Source organism: Streptomyces sp. NPDC001663 (genome assembly GCF_042893105.1).
Classification (GTDB): Bacteria; Actinomycetota; Actinomycetes; order Streptomycetales; family Streptomycetaceae; genus Streptomyces.
The window spans coordinates 253,417-273,495 of sequence record NZ_JBIAUR010000001.1 but is presented as its reverse complement, the minus strand read 5'-3'; the positions used below and the strand labels follow the sequence as shown (position 1 = coordinate 273,495).

Sequence of the window (20,079 nt, the reverse complement as noted above, 5' to 3'; positions counted from 1 at the left end):
ATGGCCGTTCTCACCACGAAACCGGCGCCCGCCGTCGCACCCCCACCGGTGAGCCGACTGCGCCGCGCCCTCTCCGAACGCCGCACCCGCTTCGGCCTGTTGAACGCCACCCCGGTCGTCCTCTATCTGCTGATCCTCTTCGTCTACCCGATCTTCAGCACCCTCCTGCTCAGCCTCAAGGGCGAGAAGGGCGGCTGGACACTGCACTGGTACGCCGACGCGTTCCAGGGCGCCAACTGGGAGATCCTGCTCACCACCCTGCGGATCTCCGCCGAGACCTCCCTGCTCAGCCTGGTCGTCGGCTTCGTACTGGCCTCCGCCGTGACCCGGCTGAAGCCCCTGTGGGCGGGGCTGGTGATGCTGGTCGTGATCGTCCCGCACTTCATCAGCGCGCTCGTGCGCACCTACGGCTGGATCATCCTGCTCGGTGAACACGGCGTCGTGAACAACGTCCTGACGGACCTTCACTTCCCGGGCGCACCCTTCCAGTTGCTCTACAACGAGGTCGGCGTCGTCATCGGCACCACCTCCGTGATGCTGCCGTACACCGTGCTGCTGCTCTACGCCGTCATGCGCGGAGTCGACCGGCGGCTGCTCGCCGCGGCGGCCGGCATGGGCGCGGGACGGGTGACCATCTTCCGCCGGGTCTATCTGCCGCTGGTGGCTCCCGGTCTGGTCAACGCCGGGGTGCTGTGCTTCATCCTCTGCCTCGGCTACTACCTCACCCCGGCCCTCATGGGCGGCCCGAAGCAGACCATGGTGGCCTCGCTCATCGACGAGCAGGTCATGAAGCAGAACCAGTGGAACGGCGCCTCCGCCCTCGGCATCATCCTGCTCCTGCTCACCTTCGCGGGCCTGATGCTCCTCAGGCTGCTGAAGACGGCGGGCGAGGCGTACCGGAAGCGGGGTGCCACCTCGTGATCGGTCTCCGCTCGACGCTCGCCGGACGCATCTCGCTGGCCGTCTTCTCCACGCTCGTCCTGCTGTTCCTGGCCCTGCCGATCGTCCTCATCGTCGTCACCTCCTTCGGCAACGACGCCTTCGGCTCGTTCCCGCCCGAGTCATGGACCCTCGGCTGGTACAAGCAGTTGTTCGCCGACGGAAGCAAATGGCCGGCCGCTCTGTCGCTGAGCGCCCTGGTCGCCGCCATGACGACCGTCTTCTCGCTCATCCTCGGCATGACCGCGGCCACGGCCCTGGTCCGCAGCGAACTCCCGTTGCGCTCGGCCGTCTACGGCCTGGTCCTCGCCCCGCTCGTCATCCCCCAAGTCGTCATCGCCCTCGGCCTGTTCCTCCTCTTCGAACCGGCCGCGATGCTGGGCAGCCCGATCGCCATCGCCCTCGGCCACACCGTGCTGGCCTCGCCCATCGCCGTGATGATCCTCATGGCCACCCTCAAGGGCATCGACGAACGCCTCGAGGACGCGGCCGCCAGCATGGGCGCGGGCAGGCTGACCGTCGCCCGGCGCATCACCTTCCCGCTGGCCATGCCCGGACTGGTCGCCGCCGCTGTCTTCTCGTTCATCACCAGCTTCGACGAGTTCTTCATCTCCCAGTTCCTGTCCTCCGTCGACACCGTGACCCTGCCGGTCCAGGTGTTCAACGTCCTTCAGTACGACGTCGATCCGTCCGTGACGGCCGTCAGCGCGCTGCTCATCGCGGTGGCCGTCGTGGCCCTCGCCCTGGTCGGCGTCGTGCGCCGGCTCGGCGGCGCCGGCCGGCAGGACGGCCTGCTGCCGACGGAGACCGCCGTGGGCCTGCCCGTCGGAAGCGAGACCCCATGACCACGAGCACCCGCACCCCGTCCGGCGAACTCTCCGCCTCCGCGGCCCGGCACCTGCTGCTGAACATGACCCCCAACGGCTCGCTCGGCGCCGAGGGCCAGAACCTCTTCGTCGTACGGCGCGGGGAGGGCCCGTACGTCGAGGACGCGGACGGCAGACGCCACATCGACGGCCTCTCCGGCCTGTACTGCTGCCAGCTCGGCTACTCCTACGCCGCCGAGTTCGCCGAGGCCGCCGACCGCCAGCTGCGCGAACTGTGCTTCAGCCCGCTGTGGTCCTCCTCCGCGCACCCGAGCGCCATCGAACTCGCCGAGCGGCTCTCCCGGATCGCGCCCGTCGACATCGAGCACACCTTCTTCTCCGGCGGCGGCGCCGAAGCCGTCGAGACCGCCTGGAAGATCGCCCGCCGCTACCACGCGCTGCGCGGCGAGCCGGGCCGCACCAAGGCGATCGCCCGACGCGGCGCCTACCACGGCCTCACGGTCGGCGCCCTCTCGCTCACCGACGACCCCGGCCTGAAGGAGCCGTACGGCCCGCCCGCGATCGAGACCCGATTCGTGTCGAACACCAACCGCTTCGGTCTGCCGGGCGAGTTGGCGGACGACACGGCCTTCACCGTCCATCTGCTGGGCGAGTTGGAGGCGGCGATCCTCGCCGAGGGCCCGGAGACGATCGCCATGCTGATCGCCGAGCCGGTGCAGAACCGCGGCGGCTGCATCACCCCGCCCGAGGGCTACTGGGAAGGGCTGCGGGCACTCGCCGACCGCCACGGCTTCCTGCTCGTCGCCGACGAGGTCATCACCGCCTTCGGCCGGCTGGGGGAGTGGTTCGGCGGCGACCGCTACGGCGCCCGCCCCGACATCGTCACCGTCGCCAAGGGCATCACCGCCGGCTACGCCCCCATGGGCGCCACGCTGGTCGGCAGCGCGGTCACCGAGGTCCTCAACCGGCCCGGCGCCGTCCTCAACCACGGCTACACCTTCGCCGGCCACCCGCTCAGCGCGGCCATCGCCCTGCGCAGCCTCGACATCATGGAACGCGACCGCATCCTCGACAACGTCCGCGCCCTCCAGGACCACCTCGCCACCCGCATGGCATCGCTGACGTCCCTTCCGATCGTCGGGGACGTCCGCGGCGCCGGCTTCTTCTACGCCTGCGAACTCGTCGGCGACCTCGACGGCGGCGCCTTCAGCGACACCGCCCGCGCCGCCCTCGTCGCGGACCTGATCCCGCGCCGCCTGCGCGAGGCCGGGCTGCTCGCCCGCGTCTACAACCGCGCCGCCCCGCTGGTCCAGATCGCGCCCCCGCTGATCAGCGACCGCGAACTCCTCGACCGTATCGCCGACATCATCGCGGACACCCTCGACGAGGCCTCCGCCCGCCTGTGACCCCCGCATCCGAAAGGCAGCAACTGATGTACTCCATCGGCCCGTTGACCGTCGCCCCCGGCGAGCGCGCCCAGGGCCTCATCCCCGTCGGCACCAGCACCTACGGCGTCCAGCTCGGCATACCGCTGATCGTCGTCAACGGCAGTCGGCCCGGCCCGGTGCTGTGCGTGGACGCGGGCGTGCACGGCGACGAGTACGACGGACAGGAGGCCGTCCGCCGCGTCCTCGCCGAGACCGACCCCACCACACTGCGCGGCACCCTCGTCGGCATCCCCTGCATGAACACCCCGGCCTTCGAGGCGGCCGCCCGCAGCAGCGGCCTCGACCATCTCAACCTCAACCGCATCTTCCCCGGCGACCCGGAGGGCTCCTACTCGCTGCGCCTGGCCGCCACCTTCGTCGAGCAGGTCGTCCCCGCCATCGACGTCCTCGTCGACCTGCACACCGGCGGCACCTTCGGCGAGATCGCCCCGCTGGTCATCGTCCAGGGCGGCTACGAGGACCTGGCCACGGACATCGGCCTGGCCGCCGGACACCAGCTGGTCTGGAAGGGCGGCAAGTGGGGAGGAACCGTCCGTCACCCCACGCTCGCCGCGGGCAAGCCCGCGATCACCATCGAAGCGGGCGGCGGCACCTACCGCGAGTCGACCGTCGAGCTGCACATCAACTCCGTCCGCAACATCATGCGGCAGCTCGGCATGACCGACGGCGCACCCGAACTGCGCGACTCCTACACGGCGGTCACCGGAACCTTCGCCCGCTCCACGGCCGGCGGCTTCTTCGTCGGGCACGCCGAGCCGGGGGAGAACTGCAAGCAGGGCGACCTGATCGGCCACGTCGTCGACCACTACGGCAACACCCTCGAGGAGGTCCGCGCCCCGCAGGACGGCATCGTGCTCTGGGTGCGCCGGATCCGCACCGTCCACCCCGGCGACGAGGTCGTCATCTTCGGCGCGGTGGAGGGGGAGATACGGCCGTGAGTGACGACACCCGGCTGCTGTTCATCGACGGCAAGCAGGTCCCCGCCGCCGACGGCCGCACCTTCACCGTCCTCGACCCGTCGAACGGAGCGGTGCTCACCCAGGTGGCCCTCGCCGGTGCGGCCGACGTGGACCAGGCGATCGCGGCCGCCCGATCGGCCTTCACCGCACCCGAGTGGGCCCGGATGCGCGCCGCCGACCGCGGTCGGCTGCTGAACCGCATCGCCCAGGCCATCCGCGCCGAGGGTGAGCACCTGGCCCATCTGGAGTGCCGCGACGTGGGCAAGCCGCTCAGCCAGGCGAGGGCGGACGTCGAAGCGGCAGCCCGCTACTACGAGTTCTACGCGGGCGTCGCCGACAAGCTCGGCGGCTCCACGATCCCCCTCGGCCCCAGCCTGATCGACTACACCGTCCGCGAGCCCATCGGCGTCTCCGGCCAGATCATCCCCTTCAACTACCCGCTCCAGAACACCGCGAGAGGCTCCGCGCCTGCGCTGGCCGCAGGCTGCACCGTCGTACTGAAGCCGTCTCCGGAAGCTCCCCTCACCCCGCTGGAGATCGGCCGTATCGCCCTCGAATGCGGTCTGCCGGCCGGGGTGTTGAACGTCCTGCCCGGCGACGGCGAGACGGGCGCCGCCCTCGCCGGGCACCCCGGCATCGACCAGGTCACCTTCACGGGCTCCGTGCCGACCGGCATCAAGGTCGCACAGGCCGCCGCGGCCAACGTGGTGCCCTCCGTCGTGGAGTTGGGCGGCAAGTCACCGGTCGTGGTCTTCGCCGACGCGGACTTCGACCTGGCCCTCGGCGCGGTCGCGGGCTCCGCCTTCGGCAACGCAGGACAGACCTGCTCGGCCGGCACCCGGATCCTGCTCCAGCGCGGCGCCGGGGAGTTCCTCGACAAGCTGGTCGCGCACGCCGCCTCGCTGCGGCTGGGCCCCGGCCCGGACGATCCGGACGTCGGCCCGCTGGTCGCCGCCCGCCAACGCGAGCGTGTACAGGGCTACTTGGACCTGGCCCGCGAGGAGGGCGCAGTCGTCCGCACCGGCGGCGGCGCCCCCGCCGACCCCGCACTCGCCGACGGCTACTACATCGAGCCGACCGTGCTGACCGGCCTGACGAACCAGGCCCGTTGCGCCCGCGAGGAGATCTTCGGCCCGGTCGTCACGGTCATCGACTTCGACGACGCGGAGGAAGCTCTGCGGATCGCCAACGACACCCCGTACGGCCTCGCTTCGTACGTCTGGACCCGGGACATCGACAAGGCGCTCCGCATGGCCGAGGGCATCCGCGCCGGCCAGGTCTACGTCAACGCCACCGGCGTCGGCACCGGCATCGAGCTCCCCTTCGGCGGCTACAAACACAGCGGCTGGGGCCGGGAGAAGGGCCTTGAGGCGCTGGCGAGTTACACGCAGACCAAGAACGTCTGCATCGGCTTCGGAAACGGTTCATGAGGTATCGCAGGCTGGGCGAACGCGGACCGACCGTCTCGGTGGTCGGCCTCGGCGGCAACAACTTCGGCTCCCGTCTCGACGAGAGGGTGACGAAGGCCGTTGTGCGCGCGGCTCTTGACGTCGGAATCACCTTGTACGACACGGCCGACATGTACGGAGGGTCCGGCGACCGGGGCGGCTCGCGCGGCGACGGCGAACGGTTGCTCGGTGCCGCCCTCAAGGGCCACCGGGACGATGTCGTCCTCGCGACCAAGTTCGGTATGGAGATGGGCGAGGAGAGATACGGCCCGCGCGGTTCCCGCCGTTACATCCGCTACGCCGTCGAGGCCTCCCTCCGCCGCCTCGGCACCGACCGGATCGACCTGTACCAGTACCACGAGCCGGACGGCGTCACCCCGCTCGACGAGACGGTCGCCGCTCTTCACGAACTCGTCGCCGAGGGCAAGATCCGCCACCTCGGCTGCTCCAACCTCCCCGCCGACCAAGTGACCGACGCCTTCGTCTCCACCCAGGCCCGCCACCACCTCCTCGACCGCAGCGCCGAGACCGACCTGATCCCCGCCTGTCTGCGCAACGGCGTCGGCCTCCTGCCGTACTACCCGCTGGCCAACGGCCTGCTCAGCGGCAAGTACCGGCGCGGCGAGCCACCTCCGCCGGGCAGCCGCCTCTCCTGGCGGCAGGGCTGGCTCACAGAGGCGGCCCTCGACCGAGTGGAGGCCCTCACCGCGTACGGCGCCGAACGTGAACTCACGCTCCTCCAGGTGGCCGTCGGTGCACTCGCCGCCCTCCCCGCCGTGGGCTCCGTCATCTGCGGCGCCATGACCCCCGAACAGGTCATCGCCAACGCGGCCGCGGTCGGCTGGATCCCCGACGCGACCGACCTTGCGGCACTCGACGCCGTTGTCGCCCCCGGCCAGAAAATCGTCTGAATCCCCCTGAATCGAGGCTGAACCTCATGCGAGAGATCGTCACCTTCGACGCCTACGGCACCCTCGTCGACTTCCAGCTCGGCCCGACCACCCTGAAGGTCCTCGCCGACCGGCTCGACCTGGACGGCCTGGACGTCGACGAGTTCCTCGACGACTTCCGCGTCATCCGCTTCCAGGCCGTGCTCGAGCCGTACCGGCCGTACCACGAAGTCCTGCACTCCAGCCTGAAGACGGCGATGCGCCTGCACGGCCTGGAGTACCGCGAGTCCGACGGCGACGCCCTCGTCGAGGCCGTCCCGACCTTCGGGCCCTTCCCCGAAGTCCCGGACGCCCTGCGGGCGTTGAAGTCCCGCTACGAGATCGCCATCATCTCCAACACCGACGACGAGCTCATCGCGCGGAACATCGCCAACATCGGCGTCGAGTTCGACCACGTCATCACGGCCCAGCAGGCGGGGGCGTACAAGCCGGACCGGCAGACCTTCGAGCACGCGTACAAGACCATCGGCGTCGACCCGTCCCAGGTGATCCACACCGCCCAGGGCTGGGAGTACGACATCATCCCCACCCGCGACCTCGGCCTCAGGCGTCGGGTGTGGATCAACCGCTACGGCCGCCGCGGCAGCACTGCGTACCAGCCCTACGACGAACTGCCCGACCTCTCCGGCCTGCCCGCCCTCCTCGGCTGCTGATCAGGAGCCCGCGCCATGAAGCAGATCCCCTACTGGCTGGACACCGCCCCGCCCCTGCCCGACCGTTCGGGCCGGGAACTGCCTGAGTCGGCCGACGTGGTCGTGATCGGCGGTGGGCTGACCGGCCTGTCCACCGCCTACCACGCCGCCCGCAAGGGCGCTCGCGTCGTCCTCGTCGAGAAGGACAAGGTCGGCTCCGGCGCCTCGGGCCGCAATGGCAGCATGTGCACCCAGGGCATCACCATCGGCGTCGGCGAGGCCCGCAGGCGCTACGGGCAGCAGCGCGCCCGGGAGTTGTACGGTGCCTTCCGCGAAGCGGTCGACGTCGTCGAGGAGTTGACGCAGAAGGAGCAGATCGACTGCGACTTCAACCGTGCCGGGCGCCTCGGAGTGGCGTACAAGCCACAGCACTTCGAGTCCATGCGGGCCACCCAGCGCGACCTGGCCGAGAACTTCGACCACGAGACCAAGCTCTTGAGCCGCAGCGAGCTGCGCGGCGAACTCGGCTCCGACTACTACCACGGCGCTCTGCTCGACCCGCTCAGCGCGAGCATCCATGTGGGCAAGTACGTCCACGGTCTCGCCGCGGCCGCCGAGCGCGCCGGCGCGGAGATTCACGAGCGCAATGCGGCCACCGGCCTCACCCGGCTGTCCGGCGGCGGCTTCCAGGTCGAGACCCTGCACGGCACCATCCGCGCGGCGCAGGTCATGGCCGCCACCGACGCCTACACCGACAAGGCGCTGCCCTGGTTCCGCAAGCGGCTGATCAACGTCGGCAGCTTCATCGTCGTCACCGAACCGCTGGGGGAGGAGCGGGCGCGGCAGCTGATTCCCAACGCCCGCCTGGTGGTGGACTCCAAGAACATCGGCCACTACATCCGCCTCACCCCCGACCACCGCCTCGCCTTCGGCGGCCGGGCCCGCTTCGCCCCCTCCACCCCGGCCTCCGACCTGAAGAGCGGAGCCGTACTGAAGGACGAAATGGCGGAGATCTTCCCGCAGTTGGCCGACGTACGGATCGACTACGTGTGGGGCGGCAGCGTGGGCTTCTCCTGGGACCGTATCCCGCACGCGGGCGAGGCGAACGGCCTGTACTACTCCATGGGTTACTGCGGACACGGCGTCCAGATGGCCACCTACATGGGCCGGGCGGTCGCCGAGATGATGGACGGCCACCCGGAGGCCAACCCCCTGCGCGGCCTCGGCTTCCCCAAGGTCCCGGTCCCCTTCTACAACGGCACCGCCTGGTTCCTGCCGTTCGGCGGCGCCTACTACAGGGCCAAGGACCGGCTGCGCTGAGGCATCCGGCACCGGCGGTCAGGGCAGGGCGATGCCGTCCAGCTTGCCGTTCTTGGCGTCGTCGACGAGTGAGGAGAACTGGTCGGCGCTCATCTGCACGCGCTGGCCGAAGTCGTCGGTCAGGACGATCCGGCGCTCGGCCGGGGCGCCCGGGTCGACGAACAGCTGAGGACAACCGCAGTCGCATTCTCCGCAGAACGTGGCCACCGGCTCCAGTCCGCTGATGTCGGTCATGACAATGCACCTCCGTGGGCGTGGGCTGCCGCATACCGGTGTCGGAAACCGGCGCGGTCGCGGGGGACTGTCAGAGAATTACCCGGCGTGTACGCGGTGGACGCGCGCCCTCGGGATGTGTGGGGGCGCGACCGGCGGGCGGTGCGCGCCCCTGCTCCCTCGGCCGCTTCCGTTGCTTCGATTGCACCGGCAGGGCCGGGAACCCAGCGGTGATCACCTCCGACGTATGAGGGGGAGACGCGCGTCCGACTCATAGGGCGGGGCGGCCTGCCTGGTATGTGACGCGCGCCACATACCCCCTCCGGAACTCGGCCCCCGCCCGGTCCGACTCCTGATGCGGTACGGCTCGATCCGACCGACGCCGTGCGACGCGATCTGGAGACCCGGTGATTGAGTCCCGACCTTCTTCCTCCGCCGCGGGCGCGGCCCTGCGGAAGCTGGTACCCCCGCCCGCGCTCTGCGGCTTCCTTCTGCTGCTGGCCCTGATGTTCGCGGTGTCGTACGCCGTCGGGGCGGTCGCAGGACCCGTCGCCCCCGGCATGCACGGCACCGGAACGGCCCCCGGCGATGGCGGCGGTGGAGGCATGAACGACATGGAGGACATGGGAGCCGGGCACGGGGGAGGCAACCGATGAGTACCGAGTCGGTGACCGCCCTGGTGACGACCGATCTCACCGTCGGCGGTATGACCTGCGCGGCCTGCGTGAAGCGCGTCGAGAAGAAGCTCGGCAAGCTGGAGGGGGTCACGGCGACCGTCAATCTGGCCACCGGACGGGCCCGCGTGAGCCATCCTCCGCACATCGGCGCCGACGAACTCGTAGCGACGGTGGAGAAGGCCGGTTACACGGCCGCCCTCCCCGAGCCGCCGAGGAAGGAGCGGCGCGAGGAGGCGGACGGCGACTGCGAGGACGCCCGGCAGGAGCGCGACCGGCTGCTGGGCACCGCGCTGCTCGCGGTGCCCGTCCTCGTCCTGTCGATGATCCCGGCCTGGCAGTTCCGCAACTGGCAGTGGCTGTGCTTCGTGCTGGCCGCGCCGGTCGCCGTGTGGGGCGCGTGGCCGTTCCATGTGCGGGCGCTGCGCGGGCTGCGGCATTCGGCGGCGACCATGGACACGCTGGTGTCGCTGGGCGTGGTGGCGTCCTTCTCCTGGTCGGCGTATGCGCTGTTCCTCGGGGGTGCCGGTGATCCGGGCATGCGGATGCCCTTCAGCCTTGTGCCCTCGGCCTCGGACGGCATCGCGCACATCTATCTCGAAGCGGCCGTCGGAGTCCCGCTGTTCGTGCTCGCGGGCCGGTTCCTGGAGGCGCGGGCCCGGCGCGGGACGGGAGCCGCGCTGCGGTCGCTCGCCCAACTCGCCGCCAAGGAGGTCGCGGTGCGCGAGGACGGCGGCGAACGGCTGCTTCCCATCGAGGAGTTGAAGGCCGGGCAGATCTTCGTCGTGCGTCCCGGGGAACGGGTCGCCACCGACGGGCAGGTGGTGGAGGGCAGTTCGGCCGTGGACCTTTCCCTGGTGACCGGGGAGAGCGAGCCGGTCGAGGTCGGGCCGGGATCCGCGGTGGTCGGTGGCGCCGTCAACGCCGGCGGGCTGCTGCTCGTACGGGCCACCGCGATCGGAGCGGACACCCAACTGGCCCGGATCACCAGGCTGGTGACCGAGGCACAGGCGGGGAAGGCGAAGGCACAGCGGCTGGCCGACTCGGTGGCGGGCGTCTTCGTGCCGTGCGTGCTGGCGCTGGCCGTCACGACCCTCGGCTTCTGGCTCGGCGCCGGGGCCGAGCCGCAGGCCGCGATCACCGCGTGCGTGGCCGTCCTGGTCGTGGCCTGCCCGTGCGCGCTGGGGCTGGCGACCCCGACCGCGCTGATGGCCGCGACCGGCCGCGGGGCCCAACTCGGCGTCCTCGTCAGCGGCCCGCAGGCCCTGGAGGGGCTGCAGCACCTGGACACCGTCGTACTCGACAAGACCGGCACGCTCACCTCCGGGCACATGAGCGTCGCCAGGGTCACGGCCGTGCCCGGCGGGCTCGGTCGCGACGCCGTATTGCGGCTCGCGGGAGCCGTCGAGCAGGGCTCGGAGCACCCGCTGGGCCGGGCGATCACCGCCCACGCGCGGCGGGTGGTCCCCGAGCGGCCGTTGCCGGAGGTCGCCGGGTTCACCGCGCTGCCCGGGCAGGGAGTGCGGGGCCGTGTCGAGGGGCGGCTGGTCGAAGTCCTCGCGCCGGACGGCGAGTTGCCGACCGGGCTGGCGGATGCGCTGCCGGTCGCGGAGGCCGCCGCGCACACCGCCGTGCTGGTGCGCGTCGACGGGGCGGCCGAGGCGCTGATCGAGGTGGGGGACGTCGTACGGTCCGGCAGTTACCGGGCGGTGGACCGGTTGCGGCGCCTCGGCGTGCGGCCCGTGCTCGCCACCGGGGACCGCGAGGCGCCCGCCCGGGCCGTCGCCCGGGACCTGGGCATCGACGAGGTGCACGCCCGCTGCACCCCCGAGGACAAGGCGACCCTCGTCAAGGAACTCCAGGAGCAGGGCTGCCGGGTCGCGGTCATCGGCGACGGCGTGAACGACGCCGCCGCGCTGGCCGGCGCCGACCTCGGCATCGCCATGGGCAGCGGCACCGACGTCGCCATCGGGGCCGCCGACGTGACCCTCGTACGCGGTGACATCGAAGCCTTGGCGGATGCCGTACGACTGGCCCGGCGCACGCTCGGCACGATCCGCACCAACCTCGTGTGGGCCTTCGGCTACAACGCCGTGACCCTGCCGCTCGCCATGGTCGGCCTGCTCAACCCGATGCTCGCCGCCGCGGCGATGTCGGTGAGCTCGCTCCTGGTGGTCGCCAACAGCCTGCGGCTGCGCGCCTGGCAGCACTCGCCCGCCGCCGCCCGGAGGGGTGCCCGATGACCCGGCAGTCCCTCTGGCGCCCGACCCGGCGCCGCCTCACCGACACCCTCCTCGCCGCCCTCGCGCCCGTGACCGTGTGCAGCATCGCCCTGGGCGGTCTGACGACCTGGACCGGCGCCGGGAAGGCGGGCAGCCCGGCCCGGATCGCCGTCTCCAACGGCCGGGTCCTCCTGCCGTACGGCAACAACACGGACACCGCCGCGTTCTTCGACCTCACCAATCTCGGCGGCTCGGACGACCGGCTGGTCAGGGTGACGTCCTCCGCCACGGGCGGGGAGATCGCCCTCAGCCGCCACCGCATGGCGGACGGCGGGACCGCCTACAAGGCCGAGGTGGCCTCCACCGCCCTCCCCGCGGGCCGCGAACTGGCCATGTCACCGAAGGGCCTGGACGTGACCCTGCGGGCCGAGTCGCGGTGGAGCGCGGGCGACCTCGTACCGTTCACGCTGCACTTCGAGCGCAGCGGTGCGGTCAAGACCATCGCGGTGGTGGTCCGCCCGAGCGACGGCCCCTCCTGATCCAGACGTCGGATCGGGTCGCCCACGAGTTCCGGCACATCGCCGTGGTCTGGATCACAACCTGTGAATTGAGTGCGGAGCGGGACCGATATCCGTACTCCTGCATGACGACCGGGTGCCGGATGCGAGGATGAGTCGCCATGACAGCAGGGTGGTGTTCTCGCACGATACGGGCCGCGGTGTTCGCGGCCGTCTGCGTGCTGCTCGCCGCCCTGGGCCACGTCATGATGTCCGGCAGCGACGTACCCGCATGGGCCCTGGCCGCGGGCGCGGCCGCGACGGGCATCGCGGGCTGGTGCCTCGCGGGCCGCGAACGCGGCCTCCCGCTGATCGTGACCGTCGTGGTCGCCGCTCAGACGGGCCTGCACTCGGCGTTCTCGCTCGCCCAGTCGTCGGCCAACGGCGCCGACGCCGTGGACATGGGCCCGATGAACATGGGCTCCGCGGACATGGACTCCATGAACTCAATGGGCTCGATGTCCATGGGGCACATGGACATGAGCCACATGGCTCACATGGGGGCCATGGAGGGTATGGGCCAGTCCGCCGGCGGCTCGTCGTTCGGCATGCTCGCCGCCCACCTGCTGGCCGCGCTGCTGTGCGGGCTGTGGCTGGCGTACGGCGAGCGGGCCGCGTTCCGCATCCTGCGGGCCGTGGCCGGGTGGCTGGCGGCGCCGCTGAGGCTGCTGCTCGCCCTGCCGGTCCCGCCGCACCGCCCGCGCCTGCACGTGCGCCGGCGCCGCTCGGAACGGGCGCCGCGCCTGCTCCTCCTCGTCCACGCGATCACCTCTCGGGGGCCACCTCTGGGGACGGCTGTCGTCTGAGACAGCTGGTTTCCCGAGGCTGCCCGTAGGCGCCTCGGGACTCGGCCGTACGCCCGCGCAAGCGCCGTAGGGCCGTCACCCCACTCACCGGACCTCCGCACGCCCGCGTGCCGCGGTCCGGATCACGGATGACCCGAGAAGGACACCAGGTGATCACCTCCGCCCTGCTTGAAAAATCAGACGCGTCGGCGGCGCTCGACGAGTCGATCACCGCTTGGGCGCTGGCCGCCCGCAGCGGTGACGCGGACGCCGTCGAGCACTTCGTGCGCGCTCTGCACCGCGACGTCCTGCGGTACGTCGCCCACCTCTGCGCCGACCCCCAGGCGGTCGACGACCTGGCGCAGGACACGTTCCTGCGCGCGCTCGGCAGCCTGCACCGGTTCGAGGGCCGCTCCTCGGCCCGCGCATGGCTGCTGTCCATCGCCCGCCGGGCGGTGATCGACAGCTATCGGTACGCCGCCGCCCGGCCCCGTCTGTGCGACGTGGCGGACTGGCAGCTGGCGATCGAACTGGCCCAGCCGCAGCACCTGCCCGGCTTCGACGACGGAGTCGCCCTGCTGGACCTGCTGGCCTCGCTGCCGGACGAGCGCCGGGAGGCGTTCATCCTCACGCAACTGGTCGGCCTGCCCTACGCGGAGGCGGCCGAGGTGAGCGACTGCCCGGTCGGCACGGTCCGTTCCCGGGTGGCCCGCGCCCGGGCGACCCTGATGGATCTCCTGGACGAGGACGGCACCTCCCCGGCAGTGCGGGACGACGCGCCGGCCGTACTGGTGGCCTGAGCGCGGCACGAGGGCGCCGGTGCCGGCCGCAACAAGCCGGCCCGGCGCCCTCGCCGTGCCCAGGGACCGCTGCACGCATCGCCAACTCGGTGGGAACTCGCCGGGTGTTCGCCCCGACTACTGGACCGGGCGACGGAGGTTCGCCCGCGTACCGAGTGGAACCTGGAGACTTGCGATGCGTTCTCGTGTGTGGGGCGGTACGGCGGCCGTCGTGCTCGCCGGCCTGCTGGCGGCGGGCTGCGGCGGCGGGGAGAAAAAGACGGCCGACGAGAGCGCGGGGAAGGCCGTCTCGGGGGACTTCCCACTCACGGTCACCGATTGCGCGGGAGTCAGGACCACCCTCTCCACCGCCCCCAGGAAGATCGTCACCAGTAACGCCTCCAGCCTGGAACTGTTGCTCCGCCTCGGCGCCGGCGACAAGGTGATCGGCACCGGCTTCCCGCCCGGCAAGGGCACACTGCCCGGCACGCTCGACGCGAAGGCGCAGAAGGTGAAGGTGCTCGGCCGGAGCGTGATCCCGAAGGAGAAGCTGCTCGGCTCCGGCGCCGACCTGTACATCGACACCTTTGCCTCGATGGGGAGTATGGGCGGCGGTGGCATGGGGGACGCGCCGACCGCGGAGGAGTTCAAGGCGGCCGGGATCGACCACATCTACCTGAAGTCCACCGCGTGCGCGGCGCAGAGCAAGAGCCCGGTCACCGACCTGTCCGCCGTGGAGGCCGACATCACCTCCCTCGGCGCGGTCACCGGCACGAGTGCGAAGGCCGGGCAACTCGTCGCCGCCATGAAGGAGAAGACGGACGCCGTGCAGAAGGCGGTCGGCGGCACCGCGGAGAGCTCGCGGCCGACGTACTTCTTCTTCGACTACGACGCCGGGACGAAGCAGCCCACCGTCGTCTGCAACCGCCAGGTCGCCAACGCCGTGATCACTCTGGCCGGCGCCCGCAACGCCTTCGCCGACTGCGACGGCGACTACAAGCAGGTCGGCTGGGAGGACGTCATCGCCAAGAACCCGGACTGGATCCAGCTCGGCGTCCGCAACCGCGGCAGCCGGGCGGCGAACCAGAAGGCCTTCGACGAGGCCGAGAGGTGGCTGAGGTCCAATGCGGCGACCAAGGGCCTGAAGGCGGTCGAGGCAGGCCACTTCCTGCGCATCGGTTCGGAGCGGACCACCATCGCCGGCGTCGAGAACGCCGACACCGTCGAGACGATCGCGAAGAACCTCTACCCGGGCAAGGTCGGCTGACCGTGCCCTCCACCCTGTCCGCGGCCCGCCGCAGAACGCCGGACACCGACGAAGACGCAGACGCAGCCGCGCACGCACGCGCCCTGCCCGCGGTGCCGCTGGCGGCGGCCCTGGCCGTGGCGCTGCTCGCGGCGCTGACGGCCGCCGTCTCCTGGGGCTCGACCTCCATCCCGCCCGGCGAGGTGTGGGCCGTGGTGGCACGCAGGCTCGCCGGCGAGGCACCGCGGCCGGGCACGGACGACCTCATCGTGTGGCAACTGCGCGTCCCCCGCGCCCTGTTGGCGGCACTCGTCGGTGCCGGACTCGGTCTCGTCGGTACGGCCGTGCAGGCGCTGGTGCGCAACCCGCTCGCCGACCCCTATCTGCTGGGCATCTCCAACGGCGCCTCGCTCGGCGCGGTCGCCGCGATCGTGCTCGGCCTCGGCGCGGGCGGGGCGCTGGGACTGGGACTGTCGGGGGCGGCCTTCGCCGGGGCGCTGGCCACCTTCGCACTGGTGTGGGCGGTGGCCCGGCGCGGCGGCGGATTCGCACCGCTGCGGCTGGTGCTGGCCGGGGTCGCCATCGGCCAGTTCCTGTCCGGGTTCACCAGCTACCTCGTGCTGCAGGCCGGCGACGAGCAGCAGACGCACAGCGTGCTGTTCTGGCTCATGGGCAGCCTGAGCGGGGCGAGTTGGCCGATGCTCGCGGTCCCCGCGGCGGCGGTCCCGCTCTCCCTGCTGTGGCTGCAGGCGCGCGCCCGCGGGCTCAACGCCCTGCTCATGGGCGACGAGACGGCCGCCGGACTCGGCATCGACGTCACCCGGCTGCGCCGCGAACTGTTCACGGTGACCAGCGTGCTGACCGGCGTCCTCGTCGCCGTCTCCGGTGCGATCGCCTTCGTCGCGCTGATGGTGCCGCACGTCTGCCGCCTGGTCGTCGGCGCTGACCACCGCCGACTGCTGCCCGTCTCGGCGCTCTTCGGCGCCGTACTGCTGGTGGTGGTCGACATCGTCTGCCGTACCGCGATGGACACGCAGGAGCTGCCGGTCGGCGTGGTCACCTCGCTCGTCGGCGCCCCGGCCCTGCTGTATCTGCTGGACCGGCGCCTGGGGAGCGGCAGTTGAGGATCGACATCGAGGACCTGCACGTCGCGTACGCCGGCCGTACGGTCGTGGCCGGCGCCCAACTGGTCGCGGCCGAGGGGGAGATCACCGGGCTGGTCGGGCCGAACGGCAGCGGCAAGTCCACGCTCCTGCGCACCGTCTACCGGCATCTCAGGCCCGTCGCGGGACGGGTGCTGCTCGCCGGCACCGACCTCCGGGAGATGGCGCCGGTCCGGTCGGCCAGGCACGTGGCGGCGCTGCCGCAGGAGCGGGGCGGCGACTTCGAGCTGACCGTGCGCGAGGTCGTCGCCATGGGCCGCACTCCGTACAAGCGGGCCTTCGCGGGGGAGGACGCCACCGACCGGGAGATCGTCGCCCGGGCCCTCGCCGACGTCGGCATGGACGGCCAGGCCGGGCGCCGGTTCACGGCCCTGTCCGGCGGCGAACGCCAACGCGTCCTGCTGGCGCGGGCGTTCGCCCAGAACCCGGACGTCCTGGTCCTGGACGAACCCACCAACCACCTCGACATCCGCCACCAGGTCGAACTCCTCGCCCTGCTGCGCACCCGCCGCCGTACGACCCTCGTGTCCCTGCACGACCTCAACGCGGCGGCCTCCGTCTGCGACCGGCTGCACGTGTTGCACGAGGGCGCCGTGGTCGCTTCGGGCCCACCGCGCGAAGTGCTCACGCCCGCCCTGATGGCCGAGGTGTTCGGCGTACGGGCGGCCGTGACCGACCACCCCCTCACCGGGGACCCTCTGATCGCCTTCGACCACCGGGCAACAGACCTTCACCGCCCACCACTGACCCAGGAGTCACCCGCATGTGCGGCATCACCGGCTGGGCGTCCTTCCACCACGACGCCCGCACCCGGGCCCCGGTCATCGAGGCGATGACCGCCACCCTCACGCCACGCGGCCCCGACGCCGGCGGCATCTGGCTCGGCGAGCGCGCCGCGATCGGCCATCGCCGGCTGGCCGTCCTCGACCTGGCCGGCGGCGTGCAGCCGATGACCGACCGGACCGACGAGCCCACCGTCGTGCTCAGTTACAGCGGCGAGGTCTACAACCACCACGAACTGCGCGCTCAACTGAGGCAGTTGGGGCACGAGTTCCGCACCCGCAGCGACACCGAGGTGCTCCTGTGCGCGTATGCCGAGTGGGACGACGACCTCGCCGACCACCTGGACGGCATGTTCGCCTTCGCCGTCTGGGACGAGCGCGCCCAGCGGCTGCTGCTCGTGCGCGACCGGCTCGGCGTCAAACCGCTGTTCTGGGCGGCCGTCGACGGCGGACTGGCCTTCGCCTCCGAGCCCAAGGCGCTGTTCGCCCACCCGGAGATACGGCCCCGCGTCGACGCGGACGGGCTGCGGGAGGCGTACAGCCTGCTGTTCAACACCGGGCCGACGGTGTGGTCCGGGGTGCGGGAGGTCGAGCCCGGCGGACTGCTCGTCCTGGACCGGGCCGGCCTCCACGAGCGCCGATACTGGCAGCTCGAAGCGCGACCTTTCGAGGACGACCGGGACACGACCGTCGAGCGCGTCCGCGATCTCGTCGGCACCGCCGCCCGCAGCCAGTTGGAGGCCGACGTCCCGCTGTGCAGCCTGCTGTCCGGCGGCATCGACTCCACCGTCCTGACCGCCCTGCTCGCCGACGAACTCCGGCTGCGCGAGGGCCCGGACGCCCGTATCCGCTCCTACGCCGTCGACTACAGCGACCAGGCGTCGCGCTTCAAGGGAGACGTCCTGCGTACGGGCCACGACACCCCGTACGCCATCGAGGCGGGTGCCTTCATCGGCACCGACCACAGCACCGTCGTCCTCGACCCGTGCGCCCTGCTCGACCCCGAGCACCGCAAGGCGGTCGTCGTCGCCCGGGACTCGCCGATCGGGGTCGGCGACATGGACACCTCGCTGTACCTGCTGTTCGGGGAGATACGACGGCACTCGACCGTCGCCCTGTCCGGGGAGGCGGCGGACGAGGTCTTCGGCGGCTACCCCTGGTTCCACAACCCGGGGGCGCTGGCCGCGGACACCTTCCCCTGGCTGCTGGTGACCGGAGACGAGGCCGCGATGCCCCTCAACCCCGAACTCGACCTGCGCATCGGCGAGTTCCGCGACGACACCTACGCAAGCGCCCTGGCCGCCGTACGGCACCTCGACGGCGAGACACCCGCCGAGCACCGCCGGCGCGAGATGCAGCACCTGTCCCTGACCCGCTGGCTGCGCCAACTCCTGCACCGCAAGGACCGGTTGAGCATGGCCCAGGGCCTGGAGGTGCGCGTCCCCTACTGCGACCACCGTCTCGTCGAGTACGCCTTCGCCGCGCCCTGGGCGCTGAAGAGCTTCGACGACCGCGAGAAGAGTCTGCTGCGCGCAGCAGGCAGGGGCCTGGCGCCGGAGTCGGTCCTGCACCGCCCCAAGAACCACTACCCGGTCACCCACCACCCCGACTACAACCGCGGCCTGCAGAACCTGGCCCGCGAAGCACTGGCCGCCGACCAGGTCCGCGCCCTCGCCGATGAGACCCGCATCAAGCCCTGCCTCGACACCCCGCCCGACCGGCTGCAGTGGGGCCACCGGCTGCGGCTGGAACGCGTCGTCGACCTCGCCCTGTGGCTCGACCACTACAAGCCCGAACTCGCCCTGTAAGGAGCCACCTTGACCATCCAGGAACCCCCGGTCGACGCCGTCCCGCTGATGGGCTGCCCCTACAAGGCCAACCCCTACCCCCTGTACGAGCAGTTGCGCGAGGCGGGCCCCGTCCATCGCGTCCTCTTCCCCAGCGGCGTCCGGGCCTGGGTCGTCACCGGCTACGACGCCGCGCACGCCGCCCTGAACGACGACCGCCTCGGCAAGAACCACGACCGCGGCAACGACCACTGGCGCGCCCGCGCCTCGATCATGCCCGAGCCCCAGCACTCCCAGCTGCAGGTCCACCTCCTCCACCAGGACCCGCCGAAACACACCCGCATGCGGCGCTTCGTCACCGATGCCTTCACCCCCCGCCGCATCGAGGAACTGCGGCCCCGCTTCCAGGAGTTGGCGGACTCGCTCGTCGACGCCCTGCCCGAGTCCGGCCCCACCGACCTCGTCAGCGGCTTCGCCGCCCCCTTCCCCTTCCAGGTCCTCGCCGAAGTCATCGGCCTCCCGCAGGAGTTGGCCGCCCGCTTCGACCGCGACTGGGGCAAGGTCGTCCAGCCGGTCGGCCCCACCGACCCGGGACGGCCGCGGTACGAGGCCCGGCTGCACGGCCTGCAGACCTACATAGCCGAGGTCGTCGCCCACAAGCGCGACCACTGGGACGACGACCTGCTCAGCCGCCTCGTCGTGGCCCGCGACCGCCGCGAACTCTCCCAGGAGGAGCTGGACTCGATGATCTTCCAGCTCCTGGTCGCGGGCCAGGAGCCGGTCACCAACCAGATCACCACTGCCCTGATCGCCCTCTTCCGCCACCCCGAGCAGCTCACCCGCCTGCGCGAGAACCCCGGCCTGCTGCCCCGCGCGGTCGAGGAACTCCTGCGCTACGACAGCGCCTTCGAGCTGACCACCTGGCGCTTCTTCGACCGGGACAGCGACCTGCACGGTACCGAGGTCCCGGCCGGCGACTCGGTGATCGTCTCCCTGTGCGCGGCCAACCGGGACCCGCGCCGCTTCCCCGAGCCCGACACCCTCGACCTCGACCGCAGCCCCAACCCGCACCTGGCCTTCGGCCACGGCATCCACTTCTGCCCCGGTGCCGCCCTGGCCCGCGCCGAACTCCAGATCGCCCTGGGCACCCTGCTCACCCGCCTGCCCGGCCTCCGCCTCGCCGTCGCGGACGGGGACATCGAGTGGATCCCGGCCGTCCTCGGCCGCGGCACCAACCACCTGCCGGTCGGCTACGTCCGACGCGACTGACACCGCCTCCCGCAGGCCGACTTCACGCAGCGGACGGCGCCCAGCCCCGCCGAGGCGCCATGCCCGCACGCCTCCCGGA

19 protein-coding genes are annotated in these 20,079 nt (G+C 71.7%); 18 read left to right on the top strand and 1 reads right to left on the bottom strand.

Annotated features, from left to right (window positions below):
- Genes ACFY1L_RS01300 through ACFY1L_RS01265 form a run of 8 tightly spaced genes read left to right on the top strand, consistent with a single transcriptional unit; the run spans position 1 to position 8,523 of the window.
- Positions 1 to 921: an ABC transporter permease gene (locus tag ACFY1L_RS01300; protein ID WP_388818851.1), complete on the top strand. Its 921-nt coding sequence runs from the start codon at positions 1 to 3 to the stop codon at positions 919 to 921.
- Positions 918 to 1,784 carry an ABC transporter permease gene (locus ACFY1L_RS01295; RefSeq protein ID WP_388816318.1) on the top strand — a complete coding sequence of 289 codons (867 nt, stop codon included), beginning with the start codon at positions 918 to 920 and terminating at the stop codon, positions 1,782 to 1,784. Before ACFY1L_RS01300 ends, ACFY1L_RS01295 begins: the two co-directional genes overlap by 4 nt.
- Positions 1,781 to 3,172 (top strand): aminotransferase class III-fold pyridoxal phosphate-dependent enzyme, encoded by a 1,392-nt coding sequence (locus ACFY1L_RS01290; protein ID WP_388816315.1) that lies wholly within the window; start codon positions 1,781 to 1,783, stop codon positions 3,170 to 3,172. Before ACFY1L_RS01295 ends, ACFY1L_RS01290 begins: the two co-directional genes overlap by 4 nt.
- 26 nt (positions 3,173 to 3,198) lie before the next feature.
- Entirely contained in the window at positions 3,199 to 4,152 is a 954-nt protein-coding gene (locus ACFY1L_RS01285; RefSeq protein WP_388816312.1) for a succinylglutamate desuccinylase/aspartoacylase family protein, read from the top strand.
- Positions 4,149 to 5,603, top strand: a complete 1,455-nt coding sequence (locus ACFY1L_RS01280; RefSeq protein ID WP_388816309.1) for an aldehyde dehydrogenase family protein — start codon at positions 4,149 to 4,151, stop codon at positions 5,601 to 5,603. Before ACFY1L_RS01285 ends, ACFY1L_RS01280 begins: the two co-directional genes overlap by 4 nt.
- Positions 5,600 to 6,532 carry an aldo/keto reductase gene (locus tag ACFY1L_RS01275; RefSeq protein WP_388816306.1) on the top strand — a complete coding sequence of 311 codons (933 nt, stop codon included), beginning with the start codon at positions 5,600 to 5,602 and terminating at the stop codon, positions 6,530 to 6,532. The genes ACFY1L_RS01280 and ACFY1L_RS01275 overlap by 4 nt, the downstream gene beginning before the upstream one ends.
- A 26-nt stretch (positions 6,533 to 6,558) precedes the next feature.
- The gene (locus ACFY1L_RS01270) at positions 6,559 to 7,224 is read left to right on the top strand and encodes a haloacid dehalogenase type II (protein WP_388816303.1); all 666 of its coding nucleotides are present in this window, start codon (positions 6,559 to 6,561) and stop codon (positions 7,222 to 7,224) included.
- A 15-nt stretch (positions 7,225 to 7,239) separates the two neighbouring features.
- Complete coding sequence (locus tag ACFY1L_RS01265; protein WP_388816300.1) at positions 7,240 to 8,523, top strand: NAD(P)/FAD-dependent oxidoreductase; 1,284 nt, start codon at positions 7,240 to 7,242, stop codon at positions 8,521 to 8,523.
- Between the two features lie 18 nt (positions 8,524 to 8,541).
- Here ACFY1L_RS01265 and ACFY1L_RS01260 read toward each other — a convergent pair whose 3' ends face one another.
- The gene (locus tag ACFY1L_RS01260; RefSeq protein ID WP_388816297.1) at positions 8,542 to 8,757 is read right to left on the bottom strand and encodes a hypothetical protein; all 216 of its coding nucleotides are present in this window, start codon (positions 8,755 to 8,757) and stop codon (positions 8,542 to 8,544) included.
- Between the two features lie 386 nt (positions 8,758 to 9,143).
- Between ACFY1L_RS01260 and ACFY1L_RS01255 the strand changes: the two genes are divergently transcribed.
- From ACFY1L_RS01255 to ACFY1L_RS01210, 10 genes are all read left to right on the top strand, one after another.
- Positions 9,144 to 9,392, top strand: coding sequence for a hypothetical protein (locus ACFY1L_RS01255; RefSeq protein WP_388816295.1), 249 nt, complete (start codon positions 9,144 to 9,146; stop codon positions 9,390 to 9,392).
- Positions 9,389 to 11,653 (top strand): heavy metal translocating P-type ATPase, encoded by a 2,265-nt coding sequence (locus ACFY1L_RS01250; RefSeq protein ID WP_388816292.1) that lies wholly within the window; start codon positions 9,389 to 9,391, stop codon positions 11,651 to 11,653. Before ACFY1L_RS01255 ends, ACFY1L_RS01250 begins: the two co-directional genes overlap by 4 nt.
- Positions 11,650 to 12,171, top strand: coding sequence for a copper chaperone PCu(A)C (locus ACFY1L_RS01245; RefSeq protein WP_388816289.1), 522 nt, complete (start codon positions 11,650 to 11,652; stop codon positions 12,169 to 12,171). The genes ACFY1L_RS01250 and ACFY1L_RS01245 overlap by 4 nt, the downstream gene beginning before the upstream one ends.
- A 140-nt stretch (positions 12,172 to 12,311) precedes the next feature.
- A complete protein-coding gene (locus ACFY1L_RS01240; RefSeq protein WP_388816286.1) occupies positions 12,312 to 12,995 on the top strand; it encodes a hypothetical protein in 684 nt (227 codons plus the stop codon).
- A 128-nt stretch (positions 12,996 to 13,123) separates the two neighbouring features.
- A complete protein-coding gene (locus tag ACFY1L_RS01235) occupies positions 13,124 to 13,774 on the top strand; it encodes a sigma-70 family RNA polymerase sigma factor (protein ID WP_388816283.1) in 651 nt (216 codons plus the stop codon).
- Between the two features lie 175 nt (positions 13,775 to 13,949).
- Positions 13,950 to 15,020 carry an ABC transporter substrate-binding protein gene (locus tag ACFY1L_RS01230; RefSeq protein WP_388816280.1) on the top strand — a complete coding sequence of 357 codons (1,071 nt, stop codon included), beginning with the start codon at positions 13,950 to 13,952 and terminating at the stop codon, positions 15,018 to 15,020.
- Between the two features lie 2 nt (positions 15,021 to 15,022).
- On the top strand, positions 15,023 to 16,123 hold the full coding sequence (locus ACFY1L_RS01225; RefSeq protein WP_388816277.1) for a FecCD family ABC transporter permease: 1,101 nt from the start codon (positions 15,023 to 15,025) through the stop codon (positions 16,121 to 16,123).
- A complete protein-coding gene (locus tag ACFY1L_RS01220) occupies positions 16,120 to 16,998 on the top strand; it encodes an ABC transporter ATP-binding protein (RefSeq protein WP_388816275.1) in 879 nt (292 codons plus the stop codon). The genes ACFY1L_RS01225 and ACFY1L_RS01220 overlap by 4 nt, the downstream gene beginning before the upstream one ends.
- Entirely contained in the window at positions 16,926 to 18,752 is a 1,827-nt protein-coding gene (gene asnB / locus ACFY1L_RS01215; protein WP_388816272.1) for an asparagine synthase (glutamine-hydrolyzing), read from the top strand. The genes ACFY1L_RS01220 and asnB overlap by 73 nt, the downstream gene beginning before the upstream one ends.
- Before the next feature lie 48 nt (positions 18,753 to 18,800).
- A complete protein-coding gene (locus ACFY1L_RS01210) occupies positions 18,801 to 20,000 on the top strand; it encodes a cytochrome P450 (protein ID WP_388818848.1) in 1,200 nt (399 codons plus the stop codon).
- The last annotated feature ends 79 nt before the right edge of the window (positions 20,001 to 20,079 follow it).